The following is a 23,465-nucleotide window of genomic DNA, read 5'->3' as shown; positions in this document are numbered from 1 at the left end:
CCTCGGCTGACGACGACGAGAAGGGCCCGCCGCGCACACGCGGCGGGCCCTTCGTCCGTCCGCCGTCAGGAGCGCGCGGCCTCGCGCACCAGGGGCGCCATGCCCGCCGACGCCTCGACAGCACCGTCCAGCCCGCAGACCTCGAGCCAGTTCGCGAGGAGCCGGTGGCCGCCCTCGGTGAGCACCGACTCGGGGTGGAACTGGACGCCGTGGAGCGGCAGCTCACGGTGCTGCAGACCCATGATCACCCCGGGCCCCGCACCGGGCGCCGTGCGCGCGGTCACGACGAGGTCGTCCGGGACGGTGCCGTCCACCACGGCGAGGGAGTGGTACCGCGTCGCCGTGAACGGCGCGTCCAGGCCCGCCAGGACCCCCGCGCCGTCGTGCTGGACCGCGCTGGTCTTGCCGTGCATCAGCTCCGGCGCGTGCGTGACCGTCGCGCCGTAGACCTCCGCCAGGGCCTGGTGCCCGAGGCAGACGCCGAGCATGGGCGTGCCCGTGCCCGCGCAGTCGCGGATGACGTCCATGCTCTGGCCGGCCGCACGGGGCGTACCCGGACCGGGTGAGATGAGGACGCCGTCGTACCCCTCGCGCTCGGCGAGCGGCGGCACGGCGTCGTTGCGCACGACGACGGTCTCGGCCCCGAGCTGGTCGAGGTAGCCGACGATCGTGTAGACGAAGGAGTCGTAGTTGTCCACGACGAGGATCCGGGTCATGTCAGTCCACCGTGGTCTCGTTGAAGGGCATGAGGGGGGCGATCGCCGGGAAGACCCACGTGAAGCAGGCGGCGACGACCGCCGCGGCGAGCGCCACCATGATCAGCGCCCGGACCCACGCCGGGCCGGGGAGGGCACGCCACAGCCAGGCGTACATCAGGCACCTCCGGAGGGGTCGGCGGGGGCCACGAGGTCCGGCGGCACGCCGTCCGCGACCGGCATCCAGTAGTCGAGCTCGGAGTGGACGACGTAGCGCTCCCGCGCGGAGAACATCGGGTGGCACGTCGTCAGCGTCATGCTCGCGACGGTCGGGGTCGCGCCCGGGTCGTTCGGCACCGGCGCGACGACCTCGACCTGGTGCGGCAGCACGATCTCGTGGCCGGTGACCCGGTAGACGTACCAGGCGTCCGGCGTCTGGACGATGAGGGGGTCGCCCACCTGGAGCTCGGCCGCGCGGTTGAGCGGCTTGCCGTACGTCGTGCGGTGGCCCGCGACGGCGAAGTTCCCGATCTGGCCCGGCATGGCCGTGCCCTCGTAGTGGCCGAGGCCGCCCTTGTCGAGCACGTCGGGCCGGCTGGTCCCCTGGGTGATGGTCGGCATGAAGTCCGGCCCGAACCGCGGGACCTGCAGCGTCGCGAACGTCGTCAGGTTCGCCGGCTCCGCCATGACCGGCGCGGGCTCGTCGTAGCGCGGTCCGGTCGTCTCCGTCTCCGTCTCCGCCTCGTCCCGTGCCTCCGGCTCGGAGACGACCCAGTCGAGGTCGGCGATGGCCCTGCGCTGGTCGGCTCCCGCCGCGACGTCGGTCCACCACAGCTGCCAGACCACGAACAGCGCGAGGAGCACGCCGAGGGTGATGAGCACCTCGCCCAGGACGCCCACGACCGTCGCGCCACGGTGGCCGGTCGCCCTCCGCTCGGGCTGCCGGTGACGGGCCGCGGCGGGCCGCTGGTCGGCGACGGTCATGACGCGCTCCCCGCCGCGAAGACGTCGACGCCGTCCGGGACGTCGGCGTACTGCAGGTCGGCGCTGCCCTCGTAGGCGGGGAGCTCCAGGTCACCCTCCACCGTCGTGGACCACCCGAGACCGACGGCGTCGACCCACTGCAGGTACTCCTGGATCGCGGGCGACTGGAGCAGTGAGGCGCGCAGCTCGTCGGGGTCCCCGACGGCGCGCACCACGAAGGGCGGGGAGTAGGTGCGCCCGTGGAGCAGCAGCACGTTGCCGACGCACCGGAAGGCGGACGTCGCGACCACGCGCTGGCCCTGCAGCGTCATGGCCTCCGCCCCGCCCGCCCAGAGGCCGTTGATGACCGCCTGGAGGTCCTGCTGGTGCACGACGAGGTCGTCGTTGGTCACGTCGTCGGGGCGGGGCACGTTCGCCGGCGCGTCGCTGAGGCGCACCGTCAGGCCCGGACCCTCGACCGGCTGGAGCCCCGCGGCCAGCGCCTCCAGCTCGGCGGTCGTCGGGTCGAGCATGGGCAGGTCGCCCACCTGGGCGTCCGTGAGCAGGCCCACCTCCGCCTCGAGGTCACGCACCTCCGCCTCGATCTCTCCCAGCCGCGCCGACTCCACCTCGACCAGGCCGGCGAGGTCCTGCGGCTGACGGCCGTCGGGCCCTCCCGCGAGGCGGGCGTTGGCGGCGAACAGGAAGCCCGCCATCACCAGCACGAGGCTCACGGCGACCGCGCCGCCCCACGGTGCCCGCCCGCCGGTCCGGTCCTCGGCGTGGTCGGTCTCGGGAGCGGGGTCGACGGCGTCGTGGGCGTGCTTGCCTCGCTCCGACATGTCGCCTCCCTCCGGGCCCGGACCGTGCCACTACGCTAGACGACGAACCTCCGGCCTCCCGTGCCGGACCACCGCTGCGCCAGGAGATCCACCGTGCCCGAGTCGAAGCCGCGCAAGAAGCCGGCGTACGTCCCGCCGCCCGCGGCGCAGGGGCCGAAGACCAACCCCCGCTGGCTCGTCCCCACGATGCTGGGTCTGATGATCGTCGGCCTGATCTGGGTCGTCGTGACCTACATCTTCCAGTCGCAGTACCCGATCCCGGGCATCGGCAGCTGGAACCTCGCGGTCGGGTTCGTGCTCATCATCGCCGGATTCTCGCTCACCACGCGCTGGCACTGACGGCGCCGGCCCCTGACGGCCGGCCCCGCGCTCCGAGAGCCCTCGTCCCCCGGGACGAGGGCTCTCGTGCGTCCGGCGCCGCCGAGAGTTCTCCCCAGGAGTGCACAACTCTGTGGATAACTACACCCGTGTAGTTCCCCCGGTGTGACCCGCCTGTGGACGGTTCACACCGTGGCGTACCGCAGCGCCGCCAGCAGGACGAGGACGACGACGACCAGCATGCTCGCCCCGACGCCCACGAGCGTGCGCCGCTCCCGCGGTGCGTAGGCGTAGGCGGCGCCGAGCGCGAGGCCCACGAGCAGCCCGCCGAGGTGACCCTGCCAGGCCACGTTGGGGACCACGAAGCCGATGACCGCGTTGATGCCGATGATCGCCAGGATGGGACGCGCGCTGCGGCCCATGCGACGGAGCACGACGACGATCGCGCCGAAGAGCCCGAAGACCCCGCCCGACGCCCCCAGGACGATCTGCCACCAGCTCGCACCGTCCGCCAGGAGCAGGTACAGCACGTTGCCGCCGAGGACGGAGGCGAGGTACAGCGTGAGGAAGCGCCACCGGCCGAGGGCCAGCTCCAGCTCACGCCCGAGCAGCCACAGCGCGTACATGTTGAACGCGATGTGGGTGAACGCGAGGTACCCCTGGGTGGAGTGCAGGAACCCCGCGGTGAGGAAGCGCCACGGCTGGGCCTCGGCGGCGGCCGGCTGGAACACGAGCCGCTCGGTCCACGGCCAGCCCACGGCCCACTGCAGGAGGTAGCTGACGACGCACAGCCCGATGAGGGTCAGGGTCACCACCGGGGGCCCTGTGCGCACGGGGGCACCGAAGACCGTGCGGCGCGCCGGCGCCGTGCGGGACGCCTCGCGCACGCAGTCGACGCAGTGCACGCCGACGGCGGCAGGGCGCTGGCACTCGGCGCACACGGGGCGCTCGCAGCGCTGGCACCGGACGTACGAGACGCGGTCGGGGTGGCGCGGGCACACCGGGACCGCGCCGTAGGCGGGTCCCGGTGCGGCCGACGGAGTGCTCACTCCTCGACGGTCACCGAGGTGATGACGATGTCCTCGACGGGCCGGTCGCCGCGGCCCGTGCGCGTCGCGGCGATCGCGTCGACCACGGCGCGGCTCTCGTCGTCGGCGACCTTGCCGAAGATCGTGTGCTTGCCGTTGAGGTGCGGCGTGGGCGTCACCGTGATGAAGAACTGCGAGCCGTTGGTGCCGCCGGTGCGGCCCGTGACCGGGTCGCGGCGCAGGCCGGCGTTGGCCATGGCCAGCAGGTAGGGCTGGTCGAAGCGGAGCTCGGAGATCTCGTCGTCGAAGCTGTAGCCGGGGCCGCCGGTGCCGGTGCCCAGCGGGTCGCCGCCCTGGATCATGAACCCGGGGATGACGCGGTGGAAGACGACGCCGTCGTACAGCGGGTCGTTCCGCTCGGCACCCGTGGCCGGGTCCGTCCACGTCGTGGTGCCGGTGGCCAGCCCGGTGAAGTTCTTCACCGTCTTGGGCGCCTGGTTCGGGAAGAGCTCGACGCGGATGTCGCCTGCGGTCGTGTGAAGGGTCGCGAACATGACCACATCCTCGCACGCAGCGCAGGGCGCAGCCCGCCCGACGGTGGCACGATGGGCACCAGCACGAGCGCCCGGGCTGGCACCGGGCGGGTCCCCGTCCGCCGAAAGCAGGGAGTCGACCATGTTCGACCGCATTCGCCGCCGTACGACAGCCGTACCCGTCGTGGAGGTGGATGACCTCAAGGCACACGCCGCCCACGTCCAGGCCGCCCTCGCCGACGCGTCAGCACAGGCCGGCATGGCCGCGGCCCGCCTCGGCGAAGAGGCCAAGGCCGCCGCGCTGCAGGCGAAGGGGTGGGCGACGCCGCGCGTCGAGAAGGCCCTGCACGACGCCACGGCCGCCGCCGCCCCGCGCGTCGAGAAGGCCGCCGAGAAGTCGCTGCCGATCGTCGAGTCCGCGCACGACCGCTTCGTCGACGAGCTCCTGCCGAAGATCGTCGCGGCCGTCAACGCGGCCGCCGTCGCCGCCGCGGCCGGGGCCGACAAGGCCCGCGACGCCGCGTCCACCAAGCTGAGCGAGATCGCCCACGTCGAGCCGCCGGCCCCGCCGAAGTCGCACCGGTTCGCGAAGGTGTTCTGGCTCGTCGCCGGGGTCGTCGGCATCGTGGGGGCCGTCGGGGCCTGGCGCCGCAGCCGTCCGACGACGGACCCGTGGGCCGAGCAGCCGTGGGAGACCGAGGACACCGGCTCGGAGCGGCTCAAGGCCGCCGCCGCCGACGTCCGCTACGAGCTCGCCGACGCGGCCGAGACGGTCGGCGAGGCGGCGGGCGAGACCGTCGCCCGCACGCGTGAGGCGACGGAGAGGGCCGCCGCGCTGGCGCGCGAGGCCGCCGAGAAGGCACGCAAGGCCTCGCCGCGGCGCCGCGCCGCCGGCCGGGCAGACGCCGTGCTCGGGGACGACGAGGTCACCGAGGCGATCGAGACACCGGAGGGCACCATGAGCACGGACAAGACGGGCAGCGGCACGGCACCTGGCGCGACGGACGAGCCGAGCGACCACAGCGGGCTGCCGCTCGACGCGGACAAGATCCCGACCGACGTGCCGGGCCAGACGGACGACCCCTCGCACACCGCGAAGGGCTCGGACGGCTGAGCGCCTGACGTCCACAGCACGACCCGGCGGGGCCCGGCACCTCACGGTGCCGGGCCCCGCCGTCGTCGGTGGTCTCGGCACCCGATCGGCGGTGACGCGCCGGGGGAGCGGCGGCCAGGGTGGGTGGATGCGCTGGTTCCGTCGCCGCTCGTCACGCCCGCCCCAGTCCGCGACGCCCACGCCCGCGCCCGCACCGGCGGACGCGGACACTCGCCGCCTTCCGGACCCCGACCTGCCCGTGCTCGACCGGCATCGGGCCGCCCTGCTCCGCGCCGGCGCCCGCGAGGCGTTCGCCGCGGCGGGCGTGGAGACGACGCCCGACGGCGCGGTGCTGCGCGGGATCGAGGCCGTCTACGGGCTCGACAACGTCGCGGCCGCGGCGGCGCGGCTCCCCGAGCACGAGTGGCCGGAGCTGTTGGCCAGGCACGCCCGCACCATGATCGGCGCCTTGGGGCCGGACCCCTTCGCGGGCCTGGACGACGTCCCGTCCCACCTCTTCCTCCGGCTCCTGCCGACGGACGCGCTCCCCGCCGAGGGTCCCCGGCGGCACGTCGTCGGCGACCTGGTCGCTGTCGCGGCCGTGGACCACCCCGAGCACGTGCGCACGCTCGCCGCGGGGCCGGCGGTCGACGAGCTGGGCGGGTGGGACGTGGTCGAGCGGCTGGGTCTGGCCAACCTGCGTACCCAGCGTGCGGAGATGACGGCGGAGCTCGCCTTCGGGGTGCGCCTGAGCACCGGCGGCTTCTTCCACGCCAGCCGGGTGCTGGTGATGGAGCACCTGCTGGCGGAGGACTTCCGGCTGGAGACGCCGCGGCACGGCGTCCTGGTCGCGGTGCCGAACCGGCACCTCGTGGTGGTGCACCCGGTGACGGAGTGGGACATCGTCGGGGCGCTCGAGACCATGCTGCGCGTCACGCGCGAGGAGGTGACCGCCGTGGGGACGCTGAGCCCGCACGTCTACTTCTGGCGCGACGGTGCGTGGGAGCAGGTCACGCGCCTGGGGTCCGACCGCGTGTCCGTCGACGCGACCGGGATGCTCGGGGCCGCGCTCGAGGAGCTCGGTCCACCGCCGGCGCCCGGGGACGGTGCGTAGGTCCGTCAGGCCGGGTCGGTCGCCAGCTCGAGCGGCAGGCCGAGCGCGGTGAAGTGGTGCTCGCCGAACCAGGCGGTCACGTGGGCCACGCCGTCGGCCGTGACCACGGGGTGCTGGATCTGGAACGCGCGGTGCACCCCGTCGGGCCCGCGCATGTACATCGCGAGCGCGGGGACCCCGTTGGCGGACGTCGAGACGAAGCGCATGTCCCCGGCGCGCTGGGCCGGGCAGCGGGTGCGGATCAGGTCGGCGATGTCCGCCCCGCCCTGGAACCACTCGAGGAACGGCGGCATCTGCCACTGGGCGTCCTCGGTGAGGACGCCCACGAGGCCGTCCATGTCGTAGTCCTCGAAGGCGCGCTGGTAGCGCGCCAGCAGCTCGGCGGCGCGCGGGTCGCCGGCGTCCAGCGCGACGGGCTCGTCCTCGCGCCGGCGCGCGAGGTGGTTGCGGGCGCGCTGCAGGGTGCTGGTCACGGCGCCGACGCTCAGGCCGAGCGCGGCCGCCGCCTCCGCGGCACGCCAGCGCAGGACGTCGCACAGCAGCACGACGGCGCGCTGCTGCGCCGTGAGCTCCTGCAGCGCCGCGACGAGCGCGAGCCGCACGCTCTCCCGGCTCACGGCGACATCGGCCGGGTCCTCCTCGGGTGACGCCCAGACCACCGCGTCGGGCAGCGGCTCGACCCACGCCGTCTCGCGCTGCGCGTGCAGGTCGCCGCGGGGGTCCGCCGGCGGAGCGCCGAGCCCGACGGGCAGCGGGCGCCGCGCGCGGCCCTCGAGCGCGGTGAGGCATGCGTTGGTGGCGATGCGGTACATCCAGGTGCGGACGGACGAGCGGTGCTCGAAGCCGTCGTAGGCCCGCCAGGCGCGCAGGTAGGTCTCCTGGACCAGGTCCTCGGCCTCGTGCACCGAGCCGACCATCCGGTAGCAGTGCGCCGTGAGCTCGCGCCGCAGTGGCGCGACGAGCTCCTCGAACTCGGGTCGCGGTTCACCGGTGCCGGGCAGTGCATCCGCCTCTGCGCTCACCCGGCGACGGTACCCCCGCGCGCCGACACGGCACAGGGGTATCGCTCAACCCAGCGTGACCTCGGGCGCTGCCCCCGCCTCGAGCGTGAACGCCGCCGCACGCCCGTCGGCGCGCACCTCGTAGTCGCCGAGCCAGCCACCGACGCCCACGCGGCCCTGCGCATCCGTGCGCAGCGCCGTGGGCGCCAGCCACCACTCGTCCTTGACCAGGCGGCGCAGCGCGTCGTACGAGGGCTTGGGCGTGCCGTCCGCGCGCACGAGGCCGCCGGGCGCGCCGAGCCACATGTCGCCGTCGGACAGGCCCCAGTAGGTGACGCCCTGCACCGAGGGGTGCGAGGCGAGCGTGCGGTAGTGCCGCTCGACCTCGTCCGCCTGCCGCGCCTCGCCGTCGGGCGTCGAGGGCCAGTGGGGGATCTGGTAGTCGTTGAGGTCCTCGAGCTCGGGCGGCATGAGGTGCCCCGACAGCAGCGTGGTCTCGGTGAAGTGGATCGGCAGCCCGTAGCGCGAGAACCGGTCGAGGATCGCGAGCGTCTTCTCCTCGCCCCAGTAGCCCTGGTGCATGTGGCTCTGCAGGCCCAGGACGTCGACCTGGATGCCCGCCTCGAGCACTCCCTCGATGAGGCACTCGTACGCCGTGGACATGTCGAAGTCGTTGAGGAGCAGGGTCGCGGACGGGTTGGTCGCGCGCGCCTCCTCGAAGGCGAGGCGGATGGTCGCGATGCGGCCGCGCTCGCGCGCCAGCGGCGTGATGCCGTTGGCGCCGTTCTCGAACACGGGCATGATCACGACCTCGTTGATCGCGTCCCACGTGTCGATCAGCCCCGAGAAGTCGCCGACCTCGCGCCGGATGCGCTCGCGCTGGAGGCGCTCCACCTCGTCGGTCGGCAGGTCGAGCAGCCAGTCCGGCTGGACCGTGTGCCACATGAGCGGGTGGCCCTTGAGCGCGACCCCGCGCTCGGCGAACCACTCGGCCGTCCGGCGCAGGCGGGCCGTGTCGGGTCTGCCGCGCACGGGCTCGAACCGGCCCCAGTAGAAGGGGAGGGTCGCCGTGTTGAACACGTCCAGCCACAGGTCGGCGAGGTGCTGCGCCTGCCCACGCGACAGCCGCGTGCCCTCGGCCTCGCCCAGCGCCGGCCGGCCGCCCGCCGGCGCGCCGTCGTCGCTCAGCTCGTCGTTCGCGAGCGGGATGAACTCGAACCCGATGTTTCCGAGGCCGAACGCGTGCCGCGTCTGGGCGACGACGACGTCCGCGTCGCGCAGCGGGGCGCCGTCGGGCCCCAGGACGGTCAGCGTCGCGTCAGCGGTGCGGTGCGCGAAGGTCGGGTCGGGCGTGGGGGAGCTGGGCACGGGCGTCTCCTCGTCGTCGAGGCGATCAGGGTAACGATGAACAGAGCCCGGACGCCCGGGGCGGTGCGGGGGTCAGCCGGCCGGGACCGGCGCCGGCCGCGGGCGGTCCGGGACGCCGAGCCGCGCGAGGGCGAGCGGGCCGGCGATCGCGCCGACCGCGATCAGCGCCGCCAGCAGCCCGCACACCACCTGCCACGACGTCGCCTCGTACAGGGCGCCGGCCAGCAGCGACCCGGTGGCCGCGCCCGCGAGTCCCGCGTTCCCGAGCAGGCTCATGCCGCGGCCGGTGCGCGTACCGCTGACGTGCGCGACGGCGGCCTCGTGGATCGGCGTCAGCGCCGCCCACGCCGTGGCGGTGAGGACCCACAGCGCCGCGATCACCAGCGGGCCCGGTGCCAGCGCGAGCCCGGCGGCGAAGAGCGCCGAGCCGATCGAGCCCGCGGCGTACACCGCGCGCCGCCCGTGCCGCCCGGTGAGGCGGTGCAGCGCCCTCGGCAGCACCGTCATCGCGATCCCACCCGGCAGGAAGACCAGCGCGATCTCGTGGACCTCGAGCTCGAAGGCGCGCTGCAGGTGCAGCAGGAGGATCAGGCCGACGCCGGCCTCCGCCACCGAGGTGAGCGCCACGACGGCGAGCAGCGGCGACATGCGCCGCACGTCTCGCCACACCGAGGCGTCCGGTGGGTGCTGGACGGGCTCGCGGCGGACGGAGCGCATCAGCAGCGCCGCCGCGACGAGGCAGGCGACGCCCAGGGCGGCGAAGACCCCGCGGTAGCCGAGCGTGGGCAGGAGCACGAGCGAGGGAACCCAGAAGAACCACGACGCGAAGGCGACGGCCGAGTACAGGCCGGCGAACGCGCCGTCGTCCTCCTCGAGGCGTTCGGCGGTGATCGCCCGGACCGCGACCCACAGCAGCGCGCCGCCGGCGCCGCTCGCCACCGCCGCCACGAACGCGACGCCGAGCCCGGGTGCCACGGCGTACCCCCCGCACGCCAGCGCGCAGAGCACGGCACCGGCCGCGGCCACCCGCGAGCGCTCACGCGTGTCGACCAGCCTGCCCGCGACCGGCCGGGCGGCGAACGAGACCGCGAGCTCGAGGGCGACCAGGGCACCGATCTGCGTCGGCGTCGCGCCCAGCGCGGCCCCGACCCACAGCGGCAGGAGGAAGTCGAGGATGTCCGCGGACCCGCCGACGAGCGCGGCGCCGGTGGTCGACGCGCTCCGGCGGCTCACGCGCCATCTCATGACCGGACGCTAGCGGCACCCGACCGGTCCCGTCGCTACCCGGCGGGACCTCGTCGTCGGGGACGCAGGAGCGCGACGGCCCGGCGGTCGTCCTGCGACCGGACGTCGGCCACCTCCAGGCCCGCGGCGGCGATGTCGTCGGCGAGCGCCGCCACCTGGGCGCTGCCCAGCGCCTGGAGGAGCACCACGCCGCCCGGCGCGACGTGCGCCCCCGCGACCGCCAGGCACCGGCGCGGCAGGTCGAGGCCGTCGGGCCCGCCGTCGATCGCGACCACCGGGTCCTGCGGCCACGCGTCCACGTCCTCGCGGGGCACGTAGGGCGGGTCCGCCAGCACGACGGCGAACCGCTCGTGGGGCCCGACGGCCGACTCCATCGCGCCGCAGCGGACCTCGACCGAGACGTCCGTGACGTTCGCGCGCGCGTTGGCCGTCGCCAGCCGGCACGCGTGCGGGTCGACGTCGACCTGGACCAGGTCCCGGCGAGCGAGCACGGCGGCGGCCTGCCCGATCTGCCCCGCACCGGAGCACAGCTCGAGGATCGCCCCGGGCGGCAGTCCTGCGGCCACCTCGGCCGCCCAGCGTGCCTGGAGCAGCGTCCACGGACGGGGGCGCAGCACCCGCTCGTCGAACGTCACGAGGAGCGGGCCGAAGTCGACGGTCTGGGTCTGCATCGCCGACCATCCTCGCCCACGGCGCCGGCCGGCGCGCGCACAGGGCGTGCGATCACGGGGTGGAGCCAAGGGGACTCGAACCCCTAACCCCCTGCTTGCAAAGCAGGTGCGCTACCAATTGCGCCATGGCCCCCGGGTGGACCGGCCGGGACCGGCGACGGCTCAGTCGAGCTCGTCGGTGACCTCGGTCCACAGGTCGCGCTCGTCGCGGTCCTCCGCGTACGTGCGCCACACCAGGTAGCCCGCGGCGGCAGCCAGCAGGGCGATGAGGAGCTTCTTCATGCGTTCCTCCGGTGGTGCGAGGGGGTGGGCCTAAGAGGACTTGAACCTCTGACCTCTTCCTTATCAGGGAAGCGCTCTAACCGTCTGAGCTATAGGCCCGAGCACCGAGACGGCGCCGCACGAGAGTACCCCAGCGTGCGGGCGCCGCCCAAACCCGTCAGTCGTCGGTGAGGGTCAGGTGCACGCCGCCGACGAGCGCGGCGACGATGTTGTAGAGGAACGCCCCGATGGTCGACAGCGCCGTGAGCAGCACGATGTCGATGACGCCGACCATGGTCGCCAGCGAGATGATCCGCTCGAAGCCGAGGTAGTCCTCGACGCGGAAGAACGTCTCCGAGCCCGAGAGGGTCGCGGCGATGTCGTTCACCGAGGCGAACACGTGCAGGCCGTCGAGGGTGTACCAGACGACCGCGGCCGCGACGACGATCATGATCCCGACCGCGACGGACAGCAGGAACGACAGCTTCATGACCGACCACGGGTCGATCCGGGCGACGGACAGCCGCACGCGGCGCGGGCCCGATCCCGAGATCGACGACGTGGCGGCCGCGGCGGCCGGCTTCGTGGAGGTCCGTGCGGGCTTCGCCGGCTCCGTGGCGTCCTTGGTGGGCAGCGCCGTGCGCGCCGTCTCCACCGCGCCCTGCGCCGACTGCTTCATCCGCTCGGTGAAGGACCGTCCGCTCGCGCCGGACTCGTCCGGCTCCCGCGCCGGGGTCGACGGCGTCCCGGTGGCCGGAGCCGCGCCGGGCCGCACCGCCGTGCCGGCTCCGGTCGAGCCCGGCTTGGCCGCGGGGCGCTGCGGTGCGATGGACGGCGGCTGGGTCCCGTCGGTGCTCATCGGTCTCCCTCGATCGGTGCCGGCTGCGCGTCACCCGGGTCGTCGGTGGACTGCTCGTCTCCGGGCTGCTCGTCGGACGTGGCCGGCCCGGACGATTCTGCACCGGCCTCGTCGCCGTCCACGTCAGACTCCAGGACGACCTCGGGACCGTCGACGTCGGCCTCGTCCCCCACGGTAGCCGCATCTCCCGCGAGGTTGCGCTCCACGTTGCGCGCGACGGCCAGGATGTGGTCACCCGCGTCCGGCTTGGCGAGGATGACGCCCGTCGCGTCGCGCCCGTGCACGGGCAGCTCGCCCACCTGGGAGCGCACGACCTTGCCGCGCTCCATCACCACGAGGATCTCGTCGTCCTGGTGCGCCATGATCGCGCCGACGAGCTTGCCGCGGTCGTCGGGCAGCCTGGCGGCGCGCACGCCCTGCGTGCCGCGGTTGGTCCGGCGGTACTCCAGGTTCCCGTCGCGGTTCACCCGGTGCATGTCCGAGCGCTTCGCCGTGCCGCCGTCGGTCACGGTGACGAGGTAGGAGCCCTCCTCGATGACGTGCATCGACAGCAGCTCGTCGTCGTCGGTCTTGAACTTCATGCCCGTGACGCCCGACGTCGCGCGGCCCATGGGACGGAGCTGGTCGGCCGACGCGTGGAAGCGCACGGCCTGGCCCTTGCGGGACACGAGCAGCAGCTCGGAGTCCTCGTCCGCGAGCACGGCGGAGACCAGCTCGTCCGGCGTGCCGTCCTCGTCCTCGCGCAGGTTGATCGCGATGAGGCCGCCCGAGCGGTTCGAGTCGTAGTCCGACAGCCGCGTCTTCTTCACCAGGCCGCGGCGGGTCGCCAGGACGAGGTACTCCGCCTGGTCGTAGTCGCGCAGGTCGATGACCTTGGCGATCTGCTCGCCCGGCTGGAAGGCCAGCAGGTTGGCGACGTGCTGACCCTTGGAGTCCCGCCCGCCCTCGGGCAGCTCGTACGTCTTGGCGCGGTACACGCGGCCGAGGTTGGTGAAGAAGAGCAGCCAGTGGTGCGTCGTCGTGACGCCGAAGTGCTCGACGACGTCGTCCGCGCGCAGCTGTGCGCCGCGCACGCCCTTGCCGCCGCGCTTCTGCACCCGGTACTGGTCGCTGCGCGTGCGCTTGGCGTAGCCGCCGCGGGTGATCGTCACGACGACCTCCTCCTCGGCGATGAGGTCCTCCATGGAGACCTCGCCGGCGAACGGCAGGATCTGCGTGCGGCGGTCGTCGCCGTACTTGGCGACGATCTCGTCGAGCTCGGTCTGCACGATGTCCCGCTGGCGCTGCGGGTCCGCCAGGATGCTCTCGTAGTCGGCGATCTTGACCATGAGGCCGTCGTACTCGTCGGTGATCTTCTGGCGCTCGAGGGCCGCGAGCTGGCGCAGCTGGAGGTTGAGGATCGCGCGCGCCTGGATCTCGTCCACGTCGAGCAGCGCCATGAGCCCGTCGCGGGCCTCCTCGACCGTGGCCGACGCACGGATGAGCGCGATGACCTCGTCGAGAGCGTCGAGCGCCTTGAGGTAGCCGCGCAGGATGTGCGCGCGCTCCTGCGCCTGACGCAGGCGGTACGCGGTGCGGCGCACGATCACGTCGAGCTGGTGGGTGACCCAGTGCCGCACGAACGCGTCGATGCTCAGCGTGCGCGGGACGTCGTCGACCAGCGCGAGCATGTTCGCGCCGAAGTTGTCCTGCAGCTGGGTGTGCTTGTAGAGGTTGTTGAGCACGACCTTCGCGACGGCGTCGCGCTTGAGCACGATGACCAGGCGCTGGCCGGTGCGGCCCGAGGTCTCGTCGCGGATGTCCGCGATCCCCTGGATGCGGCCCTCCTTGACGAGGTCGGCGATCTTGGCCGCGAGCGTGTCGGGGTTCACCTGGTAGGGCAGCTCGGTCACGACGAGGCAGATCCGGTTCTGGATCTCCTCGACCGTGACGACCGCGCGCATGGTGATCGAGCCGCGACCCGTGCGGTACGCCTCCTCGATGCCGCGCCTGCCCAGGATGGTGGCGCCCGTCGGGAAGTCGGGCCCCGGGATCCGCTCGATGAGCGCCTCGAGGAGCTCCTCCTTCGAGGCCGCCGGGTTCTCCAGGTGCCACGCGATGCCGGCCGCGACCTCCCGCAGGTTGTGCGGGGGGATGTTCGTCGCCATGCCGACGGCGATGCCGGAGCTGCCGTTGACCAGCAGGTTCGGGAACCGGGAGGGCAGCACCGAGGGTTCCTGCGTGCGGCCGTCGTAGTTGTCGCGGAAGTCGACGGTCTCCTCGTCGATGTCGCGCACCATCTCCATCGCGATGGGCGCCATCTTGCACTCGGTGTACCGCGGGGCCGCCGCGGGGTCGTTGCCGGGGGAGCCGAAGTTCCCCTGGCCGGCGACGAGCGGGTAGCGCAGCGACCAGTCCTGGACCAGTCGCACCAGGGCGTCGTAGATGGCGATGTCGCCGTGGGGGTGGTACTTGCCCATGACGTCGCCGACGACGCGGCTGCACTTGGAGAACTGGCGGTCGGGGCGGTAGCCGCCGTCATACATCGCGTAGATGACGCGCCGGTGGACGGGCTTGAGGCCGTCGCGGACGTCCGGCAGCGCACGACCCACGATGACGCTCATGGCGTAGTCGAGGTAGGACCGCTGCATCTCCAGCTGGAGGTCGACCGCGCTGACGCGGTCGGTCAGCACCTCGGCCGGGGAGTCCGTCCCGACCTCGGGCAGGTCGCCGTCGGGGGGAGTCTGGTCGGTCACCGTCTACCTCGTCTCGTCCGGCCCGGTCGTGGGCCCGTGCTGCGTGTGCTCGTGCGCGTCCCGACCGCGCGGCACGCCGCCGCGGTCGGGGAACCTCAGATGTCGAGGAACCGCACGTCCTTGGCGTTGCGCTGGATGAAGGACCGGCGGGACTCGACGTCCTCGCCCATGAGGACCGAGAAGATCTCGTCCGCCGCGGCGGCGTCGTCGAGCGTGACCTGGAGCAGGGTGCGCTGGTCGGGGTCCATCGTGGTCTCCCACAGCTCCGAGTAGTCCATCTCGCCCAGACCCTTGTAGCGCTGGATCCCGTTCTCCTTGGGGATCCGCTTGCCCGCGGCCTGGCCCTCCACCAGGAACGCGTCGCGCTCCCGGTCGGAGTACACGTAGTCGTGCGGCGCGTTCGACCACTTGAGCCGGTACAGCGGCGGCTGCGCCAGGTAGACGTAGCCGCGCTCGATGAGCGGGCGCATGTAGCGGAACAGGAGCGTCAGGAGCAGCGTGCAGATGTGCTGGCCGTCGACGTCGGCATCGGCCATGAGCACGATCTTGTGGTAGCGGAGCTTCTCCTCGGTGAAGTCCTCGCCGATCCCCGTGCCGAAGGCCGTGATGAGCGCCTGGATCTCCTGGTTGCCCAGCGCGCGGTCGAGGCGGGCACGCTCGACGTTCAGGATCTTGCCGCGCAGGGGGAGGATCGCCTGCGTGCGCGGGTTGCGCCCCCGGACGGCGGAGCCGCCGGCCGAGTCGCCCTCCACGATGAAGATCTCGCACTCCTGGGGGTTGTTCGACTGGCAGTCCCGGAGCTTGCCCGGCATGCCGCCGGACTCGAGCAGGCCCTTGCGGCGCGTGGCCTCGCGCGCCTTGCGCGCCGCCAGGCGAGCGGTCGCGGCCTGGATCGACTTGCGGATGATGTCCCGCGCCTCGTTGGGGTGCGAGCCCAGCCAGTCACCGAGCTGCTCGTTGACGACCTTCTGGACGAACGTGCGCGCCTCGGTGTTGCCGAGCTTGGTCTTCGTCTGGCCCTCGAACTGCGGCTCGCCGAGCTTGACCGAGATGACGGCCGTCAGGCCCTCGCGGATGTCCTCGCCCGTGAGGTTCTCGTCCTTCTCGCGCAGCAGGTTCTTCTCGCGCGCGTAGCGGTTGACGAGCGACGTCATCGCCGAGCGGAAGCCCTCCTCGTGGGTGCCGCCCTCGGTCGTCGAGATGGTGTTGGCGTACGTGTGCACGGACTCCGAGTACGCGTTGGTCCACTGGAGCGCGATCTCCACCGAGATGCGGCGCTCGGTGTCCTCGGACTCGATGTCGATGACCTGCGGGTGCACGACCTCGACCTTCTTGGCCGAGTTGAGGTGGGCGACGTAGTCGATGAGGCCGTTGTCGTACTTGTACGTGACGCTGCGCCGGTTGGTGCCCGTCGACGCCGTCGCGCCGGCCGGCTGCTCCGCCTCGGGCGCCGAGGTGACCTCGTCGTCCGTGTCCGTGTGCGCCGGACGCTCGTCGGTCAGCGTGATCTTGAGGCCCTTGTTGAGGAACGCGTACTGCTGGAACCGCGACCGCAGCGTCTCGTAGTCGAACTCGACCGTCTCGAAGATCGAGTCGTCGGCCCAGAACGTCTGCGTCGTGCCCGTCTCCTGCGTCGGCTCGCCGCGGCGCAGGTCGCCGACGGGCTTCCCGCCGTCGGCGAACGACTGGTACCAGGTGTAGCCGTCGCGCTTGACGACCGTCTCGACGCGCTTGGACAGCGCGTTGACGACGGAGATGCCGACGCCGTGCAGGCCACCGGAGACCGCGTAGCCGCCGCCGCCGAACTTGCCGCCGGCGTGCAGGATGGTCATGACGACCTGGACCGTGGGGCGGCCCTCGGTGGGGTGGATCGCGACCGGGATGCCGCGGCCGTCGTCGCTGACGCGCACGCCGCCGTCCGCCAGCAGCGTGACGTCGATCTGGGTGCAGTACCCGGCGAGCGCCTCGTCGACCGAGTTGTCGACGACCTCGTAGACGAGGTGGTGCAGGCCGCGCGGACCCGTGGACCCGATGTACATGCCCGGGCGCTTGCGGACGGCCTCGAGGCCCTCGAGCACGGTGATGTTGCTCGCGTCGTAGCTGTTGGCCGCGACGGTGCCGTCGTTCGGGACGCGGGGGGTGCTCGGCTCCTGGGCTGCGGACGTGCTCTCGTCGACCACGGGCAGAGGTGCTCCTCACAGGGTGCGGACGCCGACGCGGACGGCGGCAGACACGAAGGTTCCCTGGCCCCGGGTCGCGCACCGCTGACCGCGCGGGGGCGCGGCTCGTCGGGCGCCGCGCCGTGCTGACTCGGACGAGGCGGACCGGATGCCAGGAATGACAGGTCCCATGCTACCCGGTCATGGCCTCCACGACCGCCCGCGCACAGGTGTGGCGCCCCGGGGATGCGCACCCCTCACCGGGTGGTCACGGACTCGGTGTCAAGGCCTCACAGGGCCGGATCCGGCGGTCGGTGATCACGGTCGGGGCGGCGGCGTCAGCCGTAGGTGTCCCGGGGCCCGCGGCCCGGCACCCGCCGGCTCCCGCGGCCCCACCCCGGGCCCGCCGGACCGAGGACCTTGACCTCGCGGACGACGTCGGCCCCGACCTCCCGCTCCAGGGTCGCGAGGAGCTGGGGGACGAGCAGGCGGAGATTCGACGCCCACGCCGTGGAGTCCGTACGCACCACCAGCAGGCCGTCGTCGAACGACTCCGGGACGCAGTGGTCCGCCACCTGGTCCCCGACCACCTCGCGCCACCGGCCGACGACGCCGCCGACCGACAGGTCCTCGCGCCACCCGCGCTCCGCCGCGAGCCGCGCGAGCGTGTCGCCGAGGAGCGCCGGGTCGCGACCGTCGCGGCCCGGCCCGGACCGCGCGTCCTCCACGGGCCGACGCCGCGGCTTGCCGGGGTGGCCCGGCCGCAGCCCGCGCGCGGCCGCGGCCGCCTTGGCGCGGTTGAGGCTCGCGCGCGCGACCTCGGAGGCCGGCGTCAGGCCGAGGGCCTCGGCCACCGGCCGGCCCGGCTCGACGGTCGGGCCGTCCGGCCGGTCGTCCAGGGCGTCGTGGCCCGGGTCGTCGTGACGCTGGGCGTCGCCTGCACCCGGCCGCTCCTCGTCACCGGACACGGGTCACCCGCCCGCCCATGACGTCCACGCGGGCGCCGTCGAGCTGCTCGGGCACGTCCTCGGCGACGGCCGCCGTGACCAGCACCTGCTCGGCGCGGGCGACGAGGGCGGCGAGCCGGTCCCGGCGCCGCACGTCGAGCTCGGCGAAGACGTCGTCGAGGATGAGCACCGGCTCCGCGCCCTCGCCCCAGTCCGAGATGCCCAGCGCAGCGTCGTCGTCGGGCGAGCCGTGGGTGAGGAGCTCGAACGACGCGAGCCGCAGCGCGAGCGCGTACGACCACGACTCCCCGTGGCTCGCGTAGCCCTTGGCGGGCAGGCCACCCAGGGTCAGCACGAGGTCGTCGCGGTGAGGGCCGACGAGGTTCACGCCGCGGTCGATCTCCTGGGTCCGCAGGCGGCTCATCGCCTCGAGCAGCTGCGCCTCGAGCAGCTCGGGGCCGGCATCGAGGTGCGGCACGTCGGCCGGGGCGAGGACGCCCGGTCCACCGACCTGGGCGCGCCCCGGCCGGTCGTCGTCGTCCGGCGCGCTGGCCACGAGCGAGGACCGGTAGCCGAGGACCGCCTCGCCCTGACCGTCGCTGACCTGCGCGTAGGCCGCCGCGACGTGGGGTCGCAGCTGCTCGACGAGCCGGACCCGCGCGGCCAGGACCTGCGCGCCGATCTCGGCGAGCTTGCTGTCCCACACGTCGAGGGTCCGCAGGTCCGCGCCCGCCTCGCCCTCGTCCGCGGAGCGGTGGCGGCGGCCGCGCCGGGCGGCGCCGGCGGTCTTGAGCAGCGCCCCCCGCTGGCGCAGGACGCGCTCGTGGTCCGCCAGCACGCCCGCCATCCGCGGCTGGACCTGCACCATGAGCTCGTCGAGGAACCGCCGGCGCCCGTCCGGGTCGCCCTTGACCAGCGCCAGGTCCTCCGGCGCGAAGAGCACCGTGCGCAGGATGCCCAGCACGTCGCGGGGCCGGCGCACCGGTGCGCGGTTGACCTGTGCCCGGTTGGCCCGGCCCGGGTTCAGCTCGAGCTCGACGAGGCTCTGCCGCTCACCGCGCACGGCCCGCACCCGCACGACGGCGCGCGGCGCACCCGCGCGCACCAGGGCGGCGTCGGACGAGACCCGGTGCGACCCGAGGGTGGCGACGTACCCGATGGCCTCGACGAGGTTGGTCTTGCCCTGGCCGTTCGGCCCGACGAGGGCTGTCACGCCCGGCTCGAGGTCGAGGTCGACCTGCTCGTAGGACCGGAAGTCGGTCAGGGACAGGCGGCTGACGTGCACGGCGGACGACTCAGACGGGTTCGGACGGCGGTACGGCCTGACGCACGGTGTGCCCACCGAACTGCTGACGCAGCGCCGCCACGGCCTTCATCGCGGGGGAGGGCTCCTGACGCGAGGCGAACCGCGCGAAGAGCGCGGCCGAGATCACGGGCAGCGGGACGGCCTGGTCGATCGCCTCGTCCACCGTCCAGCGCCCTTCGCCGGAGTCCTCGACGTAGTCGTCGATCGCGCTCAGGCCCGGGTCCTTCTCGAGCGCGGCCACGAGCAGGTCGAGCAGCCAGGACCGCACGACGGTCCCGCGCTTCCAGGCGCGCATGGTCCCGACGACGTCGGTGACGACGTCCTGCGCGGCGAGCAGCTCGTAGCCCTCGGCGTACGCCTGCATCACGCCGTACTCGATGCCGTTGTGCACCATCTTGGCGAAGTGCCCGGCGCCCACCGAGCCCGCGTGCACGAAGCCCTCCTCGCGAGGGCCCTCCGGGCGCAGGGCGTCGAACACCGGCATGAGGTGCTCGACGTCCTCGGCGGACCCGCCGGCCATGAGGCCGTAGCCGTTGGCCAGGCCCCAGACGCCGCCCGAGACGCCCACGTCGACGTAGCGGATGCCCGCCTCCGCGAGCCGCGCGGCGTGCTCGATGTCGTCCTTGTAGTACGAGTTCCCGCCCTCGACGACGACGTCCCCGCTGGTCAGGAGCGTGCCGAGCTCCTCGACGGTGCTCCGCGTCGGCCCGCCCGACGGCACCATGACCCACACGACGCGGCGGCCCTGCGGCAGCGCCTCGACGAGCGCCGCGAGGCTCTCGACGTCGGACACCTCGGGGTTGCGGTCGTACCCGGTGACCTGCAGGCCCTGGTCACGCAGCCGCTGGCGCATGTTCGCGCCCATCTTGCCGAGACCGACGAGTCCGAGGTGCATGCCGGGTTCCCCCTGGGGTCAGCTGGCGAAACGGATCGGGACGAGCAGGTACCGGTAGCTCTGGTCGTCGTCCCCCTCGAGCGCGCGCTGGCCGGTGAACTCGACCGGCTTGTTCGGGTGCGTGAACGCGAGGCGCACGAACTCGGTGCTCAGCGCGCCGAGGCCGTCGAGGAGGAACTGCGGGTTGAACGCCACGGCGATGTCCTCGCCGACGAGGCTCGCCTCGAGGGCCTCCGAGGCCTGTGCATCATCGCCCTGGCCGGCGTTGAGCACCACCTGACCCTCGCTGAACGCGAGGCGGATCGGCGTGTTGCGCTCGGCGACGAGGGAGACGCGCCGGGCGGCCTCCGTCAGCGCCTGCGTCGAGACGACGGCGTGGATCGGCTTCTCCGCGGCGAACAGCCGGCGGACCGCCGGGTAGTCGCCGTCGACCAGGAGCGAGGTCGTGTGCCGGCCGCCGGCCTCGAACCCGATGAGGTCCACGCCGGCGCCCGTGGCGAGCGCGACCGTCACGCGGTCGCTCGAGCCCAGGGACTTGGCGGCGTCCGACAGCGTCCGCGCCCGGACCAGCGCGACCGACGAGTGGGCCGGGTCGGCCGGCGACCAGCCCACGGTCCGCAGCGCGAGGCGGTAGCGGTCCGTCGCGAGCAGCGTGATGACCTCGCCCTCGATCTCGACCCGCACCCCGGTGAGCAGCGGCAGCGTGTCGTCGCGGCTCGCGGCGACGGTCACCTGCGCCACGGCCTCGACCAGGTCGGGGCCGGCGATCGTGCCGACGACGCCGGGCATCGCGGGCAGGGCGGGGTAGTCCTCGACGGGCATCGTCAGGAGCGTGAAGCGGCTGGCGCCGCACGTCACGGAGACCTTGGTGCCGTCGAGCACGACGTCGACCGGCTTGGCCGGCAGCGCCCGGGAGATCTCGGCGAGGAGTCGGCCGGACACCAGGACGGTGCCGGGCTCGCTCACGTCGGCGGCGATCTCGGACCGCGCGGAGACCTCGTAGTCGAAGCTCGAGAGCTGCACGACGCCGCTCGCATCGGCTTCGAGCCGCACACCCGCCAGCACGGGGACCGGGGGGCGCGTCGGCAGGGAGCGTGCCGTCCAGGTCACCGCCTCGGCGAGGACGTCACGGTCGACCCTGAACCTCATCGCTCATCCCTTCGGGCCCCACCGGGGTCTCCCCCGTGCGGCCGTGTGCTGGCGCGCCGTGCCGGTGGTCCAGCCGGGCGCCGGTCTGCTGCCGGTTGCTGCGAGCCGCGGCGGCCCTGACGGGCACGACGGCGCGCTGCGCCCGCTGATCTGGGCTGAACAGTACGCGAGTCGGGCTGGCGACGAACACCATCCGTGTGATGCGCGACCCGGGTGGGCGTCGGCGGCCCGGATCGCAGGTTCCTGTCGTTCGCCGCCCCCACCCATGAAGGCGTTGTGGATCCCTGGAGAAGAGAAGACTCGTCGTCATCATCGGTGCTGTGGACGATGTGGAGATCCCACGTTCTCGCAGGTCACATCGCCCGGCGCGGCTGTGCACCCGGTGTCGACCGATCGGTGCACGACGACCCGCGGCGGTGGACGGCCGCCGGGTGGCCACCTCCCGTCCACCGGCCGGACCCCGGGCGTCCACACCCAGCACGGTCCCCGTCCACCGTCGTCCACAGGGATCTCCACAGTTGTGAACAGTCGTCCTACGGGTCAAAGAGGGACGACCCGGACGAGGCGTCAGCCGCGGTGCTGCTGCTTGATCCGGTTCGTCAGCTCGGTGACCTGGTTGTAGATCGAGCGGCGCTCGGCCATGAGCTCACGGATCTTGCGGTTCGCGTGCATGACGGTCGTGTGGTCGCGGCCGCCGAACTGCTGACCGATCTTGGGCAGCGACATGTCGGTGAGCTCGCGGCACAGGTACATGGCGATCTGCCGAGCCGTGACCAGGACGCGGGACCGCGACGAGCCGCACAGGTCGTCGATCGTCAGGCCGAAGTAGTTCGCCGTCTGGGCGATGATCGCCGCGGCCGTGATCTCGGCGGTGTCCTCGTCGGTGATGAGGTCCTTGAGGACGATCTCCGCGAGGGCGAGGTCGACCTGCTGCCGGTTGAGGTTGGCGAAGGCCGTGACGCGGATGAGGGCGCCCTCGAGCTCGCGGATGTTCGTGGAGATCTTGGACGCGATGTAGGACAGCACGTCGTCGGGCGCCTGGAGCTTCTCGTTGCCCGCCTTCTTGCGCAGGATCGCGATGCGGGTCTCCAGGTCCGGCGGCTGGACGTCGGTGATCAGGCCCCACTCGAAGCGCGACCGCATGCGGTCCTCGAAGCCGTTGAGCTGCTTGGGCGGCAGGTCGGACGTGATCACGACCTGCTTGTCCGCGTTGTGCAGCGTGTTGAAGGTGTGGAAGAACTCCTCCATCGTCTGTTCCTTGCCCTGCAGGAACTGGATGTCGTCGACGAGCAGGACGTCCACCTCGCGGTAGCGGCGCTGGAACGCGCCGGCCTTGCCCTCACCGATGGAGTTGATGAAGTCGTTGGTGAACTCCTCGGAGTTCACGTAGCGCACGCGCACGCCCGGGTACAGCGAGAACGCGTAGTGGCCGATCGCGTGGAGCAGGTGCGTCTTGCCCAGGCCGGAGTCGCCGTAGATGAACAGCGGGTTGTAGGCCTTCGCGGGTGCCTCCGCGACGGCGACGGCGGCGGCGTGCGCGAACCGGTTCGAGGCCCCGATGACGAAGGTCTCGAACAGGTACTTGGGATTGAGGCGCGCCGGCTCGACCTGGGGTCGCGCGGACGGGGTGACCCGGCCGAGCGAGCGCTCGCCGTAGCTGGGCTGCGGAGCCCGCTCGTCGTCGTCGTCGTGGCGGTCGTGCCCGCGCGCGTCGAGGCGGTCGTCGCGGTCGCGGTCCTGCCGGTCCGGGCGCTCGGTCGCGGGACGCGCCGCCTCGGTGTCGAGGGACGGGTCGACCGTGACCGCGAAGCGCGCGTCCATCCCCAGCACCTCGCTCAGCGCGGCGTTGAGCTCGGTGCGCACCCGGGACTCGAGGTAGTCCTTGGTGAACTCGTTGCCGACGGCGAGCAGGGCGGTGCCGTCGAGCAGCCCGAGCGGGCGGACGAGACGGATGAACGCGAGCTGCTGCGAGCTGGTGGCAGGGTCGTTGGCGAGTCGGCCGACGGCGCGGTCCCAGACCTGCGCGATCGAGTCGTCCTGTGGGGGCACGGTGATCGCTCCTGGTGCGTGCTGCGGGGGCCAGATCCGGCGGCGAGTCTCGCACGGCACGCGGTGATCCACATAGTTCTCCACACCCTGTGTGCTGTGCTGGGAGGTGCGCGAAGCCCGCACCGGGCGGGGTCCACGTCGACCCGCCGCCCGTGCGTCCTTGATCGTGCGCGTGTGGTGCGCTGATCCTGCATCGGTGTGTCGTCGGCCCGAATCGGCCGAACGAGTGCATCC

The 23,465-nt window shown here is 73.1% G+C and carries 22 protein-coding genes and 2 tRNA genes; 3 read left to right on the top strand and 21 right to left on the bottom strand.

Annotated elements, in window-relative coordinates; all coding sequences use genetic code 11:
• Positions 1–65: 65 nt before the first annotated feature.
• Genes H2O74_RS00115 through H2O74_RS00100 form a run of 4 tightly spaced genes read right to left on the bottom strand, consistent with a single transcriptional unit; the run spans position 66 to position 2,500 of the window.
• Positions 66–716, bottom strand: coding sequence for an aminodeoxychorismate/anthranilate synthase component II (locus H2O74_RS00115; protein WP_182112570.1), 651 nt, complete (start codon positions 714–716; stop codon positions 66–68).
• A 1-nt stretch (position 717) separates the two neighbouring features.
• Positions 718–873 carry a hypothetical protein gene (locus tag H2O74_RS00110; RefSeq protein ID WP_182112569.1) on the bottom strand — a complete coding sequence of 52 codons (156 nt, stop codon included), beginning with the start codon at positions 871–873 and terminating at the stop codon, positions 718–720.
• Positions 873–1,679: a class E sortase gene (locus tag H2O74_RS00105; RefSeq protein WP_182112568.1), complete on the bottom strand. Its 807-nt coding sequence runs from the start codon at positions 1,677–1,679 to the stop codon at positions 873–875. The genes H2O74_RS00110 and H2O74_RS00105 overlap by 1 nt, the downstream gene beginning before the upstream one ends.
• Complete coding sequence (locus tag H2O74_RS00100) at positions 1,676–2,500, bottom strand: DUF881 domain-containing protein (protein WP_182112567.1); 825 nt, start codon at positions 2,498–2,500, stop codon at positions 1,676–1,678. Before H2O74_RS00100 ends, H2O74_RS00105 begins: the two co-directional genes overlap by 4 nt.
• A 93-nt stretch (positions 2,501–2,593) precedes the next feature.
• Between H2O74_RS00100 and H2O74_RS00095 the strand changes: the two genes are divergently transcribed.
• Complete coding sequence (locus H2O74_RS00095; RefSeq protein WP_182112566.1) at positions 2,594–2,839, top strand: cell division protein CrgA; 246 nt, start codon at positions 2,594–2,596, stop codon at positions 2,837–2,839.
• A 164-nt stretch (positions 2,840–3,003) separates the two neighbouring features.
• Here the strand turns inward: H2O74_RS00095 and H2O74_RS00090 are convergent, their stop codons facing one another.
• Entirely contained in the window at positions 3,004–3,867 is an 864-nt protein-coding gene (locus tag H2O74_RS00090; protein ID WP_182112565.1) for a rhomboid family intramembrane serine protease, read from the bottom strand.
• On the bottom strand, positions 3,864–4,400 hold the full coding sequence (locus tag H2O74_RS00085; protein WP_182112564.1) for a peptidylprolyl isomerase: 537 nt from the start codon (positions 4,398–4,400) through the stop codon (positions 3,864–3,866). Before H2O74_RS00085 ends, H2O74_RS00090 begins: the two co-directional genes overlap by 4 nt.
• Positions 4,401–4,521: 121 nt before the next feature.
• On the opposite strand from H2O74_RS00085, the gene H2O74_RS00080 reads away from it, so the two are divergent.
• Together H2O74_RS00080 and H2O74_RS00075 are read left to right on the top strand one after the other, a co-directional pair.
• Positions 4,522–5,493 (top strand): hypothetical protein, encoded by a 972-nt coding sequence (locus H2O74_RS00080; protein WP_182112563.1) that lies wholly within the window; start codon positions 4,522–4,524, stop codon positions 5,491–5,493.
• A 127-nt stretch (positions 5,494–5,620) separates the two neighbouring features.
• Entirely contained in the window at positions 5,621–6,586 is a 966-nt protein-coding gene (locus tag H2O74_RS00075; protein WP_182112562.1) for a hypothetical protein, read from the top strand.
• A 5-nt stretch (positions 6,587–6,591) separates the two neighbouring features.
• Here the strand turns inward: H2O74_RS00075 and H2O74_RS00070 are convergent, their stop codons facing one another.
• The 15 genes from H2O74_RS00070 to dnaA form a co-directional block, all read right to left on the bottom strand.
• On the bottom strand, positions 6,592–7,608 hold the full coding sequence (locus H2O74_RS00070; RefSeq protein WP_255491696.1) for a sigma-70 family RNA polymerase sigma factor: 1,017 nt from the start codon (positions 7,606–7,608) through the stop codon (positions 6,592–6,594).
• Positions 7,609–7,653: 45 nt separating this feature from the next.
• A complete protein-coding gene (locus H2O74_RS00065) occupies positions 7,654–8,955 on the bottom strand; it encodes an endo-1,4-beta-xylanase (RefSeq protein WP_182112561.1) in 1,302 nt (433 codons plus the stop codon).
• 72 nt (positions 8,956–9,027) lie between these two features.
• On the bottom strand, positions 9,028–10,200 hold the full coding sequence (locus H2O74_RS00060) for an MFS transporter (protein ID WP_182112560.1): 1,173 nt from the start codon (positions 10,198–10,200) through the stop codon (positions 9,028–9,030).
• A gap of 35 nt (positions 10,201–10,235) precedes the next feature.
• Positions 10,236–10,871: a methyltransferase gene (locus tag H2O74_RS00055; RefSeq protein WP_182112559.1), complete on the bottom strand. Its 636-nt coding sequence runs from the start codon at positions 10,869–10,871 to the stop codon at positions 10,236–10,238.
• Between the two features lie 60 nt (positions 10,872–10,931).
• Positions 10,932–11,004: transfer RNA gene (locus H2O74_RS00050), tRNA-Ala, on the bottom strand.
• Positions 11,005–11,033: 29 nt separating this feature from the next.
• On the bottom strand, positions 11,034–11,153 hold the full coding sequence (locus H2O74_RS16440) for a DLW-39 family protein (RefSeq protein WP_220457988.1): 120 nt from the start codon (positions 11,151–11,153) through the stop codon (positions 11,034–11,036).
• 25 nt (positions 11,154–11,178) lie between these two features.
• Positions 11,179–11,252, bottom strand: a tRNA-Ile gene (locus H2O74_RS00045).
• Between the two features lie 58 nt (positions 11,253–11,310).
• Positions 11,311–11,991: a DUF3566 domain-containing protein gene (locus H2O74_RS00040; protein WP_220457987.1), complete on the bottom strand. Its 681-nt coding sequence runs from the start codon at positions 11,989–11,991 to the stop codon at positions 11,311–11,313.
• Positions 11,988–14,726, bottom strand: a complete 2,739-nt coding sequence (gyrA, locus tag H2O74_RS00035; protein ID WP_182112558.1) for a DNA gyrase subunit A — start codon at positions 14,724–14,726, stop codon at positions 11,988–11,990. The genes H2O74_RS00040 and gyrA overlap by 4 nt, the downstream gene beginning before the upstream one ends.
• Positions 14,727–14,821: 95 nt before the next feature.
• Entirely contained in the window at positions 14,822–16,906 is a 2,085-nt protein-coding gene (gene gyrB / locus H2O74_RS00030) for a DNA topoisomerase (ATP-hydrolyzing) subunit B (RefSeq protein WP_182112557.1), read from the bottom strand.
• 317 nt (positions 16,907–17,223) lie between these two features.
• Complete coding sequence (locus H2O74_RS00025) at positions 17,224–17,853, bottom strand: DUF721 domain-containing protein (protein ID WP_370525779.1); 630 nt, start codon at positions 17,851–17,853, stop codon at positions 17,224–17,226.
• Positions 17,843–19,117, bottom strand: coding sequence for a DNA replication/repair protein RecF (recF, locus tag H2O74_RS00020; protein ID WP_182112556.1), 1,275 nt, complete (start codon positions 19,115–19,117; stop codon positions 17,843–17,845). Before recF ends, H2O74_RS00025 begins: the two co-directional genes overlap by 11 nt.
• 10 nt (positions 19,118–19,127) lie before the next feature.
• Positions 19,128–20,033 (bottom strand): phosphogluconate dehydrogenase (NAD(+)-dependent, decarboxylating), encoded by a 906-nt coding sequence (gene gnd, locus H2O74_RS00015; RefSeq protein WP_182112555.1) that lies wholly within the window; start codon positions 20,031–20,033, stop codon positions 19,128–19,130.
• Positions 20,034–20,051: 18 nt separating this feature from the next.
• Entirely contained in the window at positions 20,052–21,182 is a 1,131-nt protein-coding gene (gene dnaN / locus H2O74_RS00010) for a DNA polymerase III subunit beta (protein WP_182112554.1), read from the bottom strand.
• 567 nt (positions 21,183–21,749) lie between these two features.
• Positions 21,750–23,231, bottom strand: a complete 1,482-nt coding sequence (gene dnaA, locus H2O74_RS00005; protein ID WP_182112553.1) for a chromosomal replication initiator protein DnaA — start codon at positions 23,229–23,231, stop codon at positions 21,750–21,752.
• Between the last annotated feature and the right edge of the window lie 234 nt (positions 23,232–23,465).

Origin of the sequence: Actinotalea sp. JY-7876, from assembly GCF_014042015.1 — a bacterium.
In the GTDB taxonomy this organism is placed as follows: domain Bacteria; phylum Actinomycetota; class Actinomycetes; order Actinomycetales; family Cellulomonadaceae; genus Actinotalea.
This window is presented reverse-complemented; position numbering and strand designations above follow the sequence as displayed.

Coding starts and splice junctions, on each gene's coding strand:
- H2O74_RS00085 (WP_182112564.1), bottom strand. CDS start 4,400: ATGTTCGCGACCCTTCACACGACCGCAGGCGACATCCGCGTCGAGCTC.
- H2O74_RS00100 (WP_182112567.1), bottom strand. CDS start 2,500: ATGTCGGAGCGAGGCAAGCACGCCCACGACGCCGTCGACCCCGCTCCC.
- H2O74_RS00110 (WP_182112569.1), bottom strand. CDS start 873: ATGTACGCCTGGCTGTGGCGTGCCCTCCCCGGCCCGGCGTGGGTCCGG.
- H2O74_RS00115 (WP_182112570.1), bottom strand. CDS start 716: ATGACCCGGATCCTCGTCGTGGACAACTACGACTCCTTCGTCTACACG.
- H2O74_RS00105 (WP_182112568.1), bottom strand. CDS start 1,679: ATGACCGTCGCCGACCAGCGGCCCGCCGCGGCCCGTCACCGGCAGCCC.
- H2O74_RS00055 (WP_182112559.1), bottom strand. CDS start 10,871: ATGCAGACCCAGACCGTCGACTTCGGCCCGCTCCTCGTGACGTTCGAC.
- H2O74_RS00060 (WP_182112560.1), bottom strand. CDS start 10,200: ATGAGATGGCGCGTGAGCCGCCGGAGCGCGTCGACCACCGGCGCCGCG.
- gnd (WP_182112555.1), bottom strand. CDS start 20,033: ATGCACCTCGGACTCGTCGGTCTCGGCAAGATGGGCGCGAACATGCGC.
- dnaN (WP_182112554.1), bottom strand. CDS start 21,182: ATGAGGTTCAGGGTCGACCGTGACGTCCTCGCCGAGGCGGTGACCTGG.
- H2O74_RS00080 (WP_182112563.1), top strand. CDS start 4,522: ATGTTCGACCGCATTCGCCGCCGTACGACAGCCGTACCCGTCGTGGAG.
- H2O74_RS16440 (WP_220457988.1), bottom strand. CDS start 11,153: ATGAAGAAGCTCCTCATCGCCCTGCTGGCTGCCGCCGCGGGCTACCTG.
- H2O74_RS00040 (WP_220457987.1), bottom strand. CDS start 11,991: ATGAGCACCGACGGGACCCAGCCGCCGTCCATCGCACCGCAGCGCCCC.
- H2O74_RS00075 (WP_182112562.1), top strand. CDS start 5,621: ATGCGCTGGTTCCGTCGCCGCTCGTCACGCCCGCCCCAGTCCGCGACG.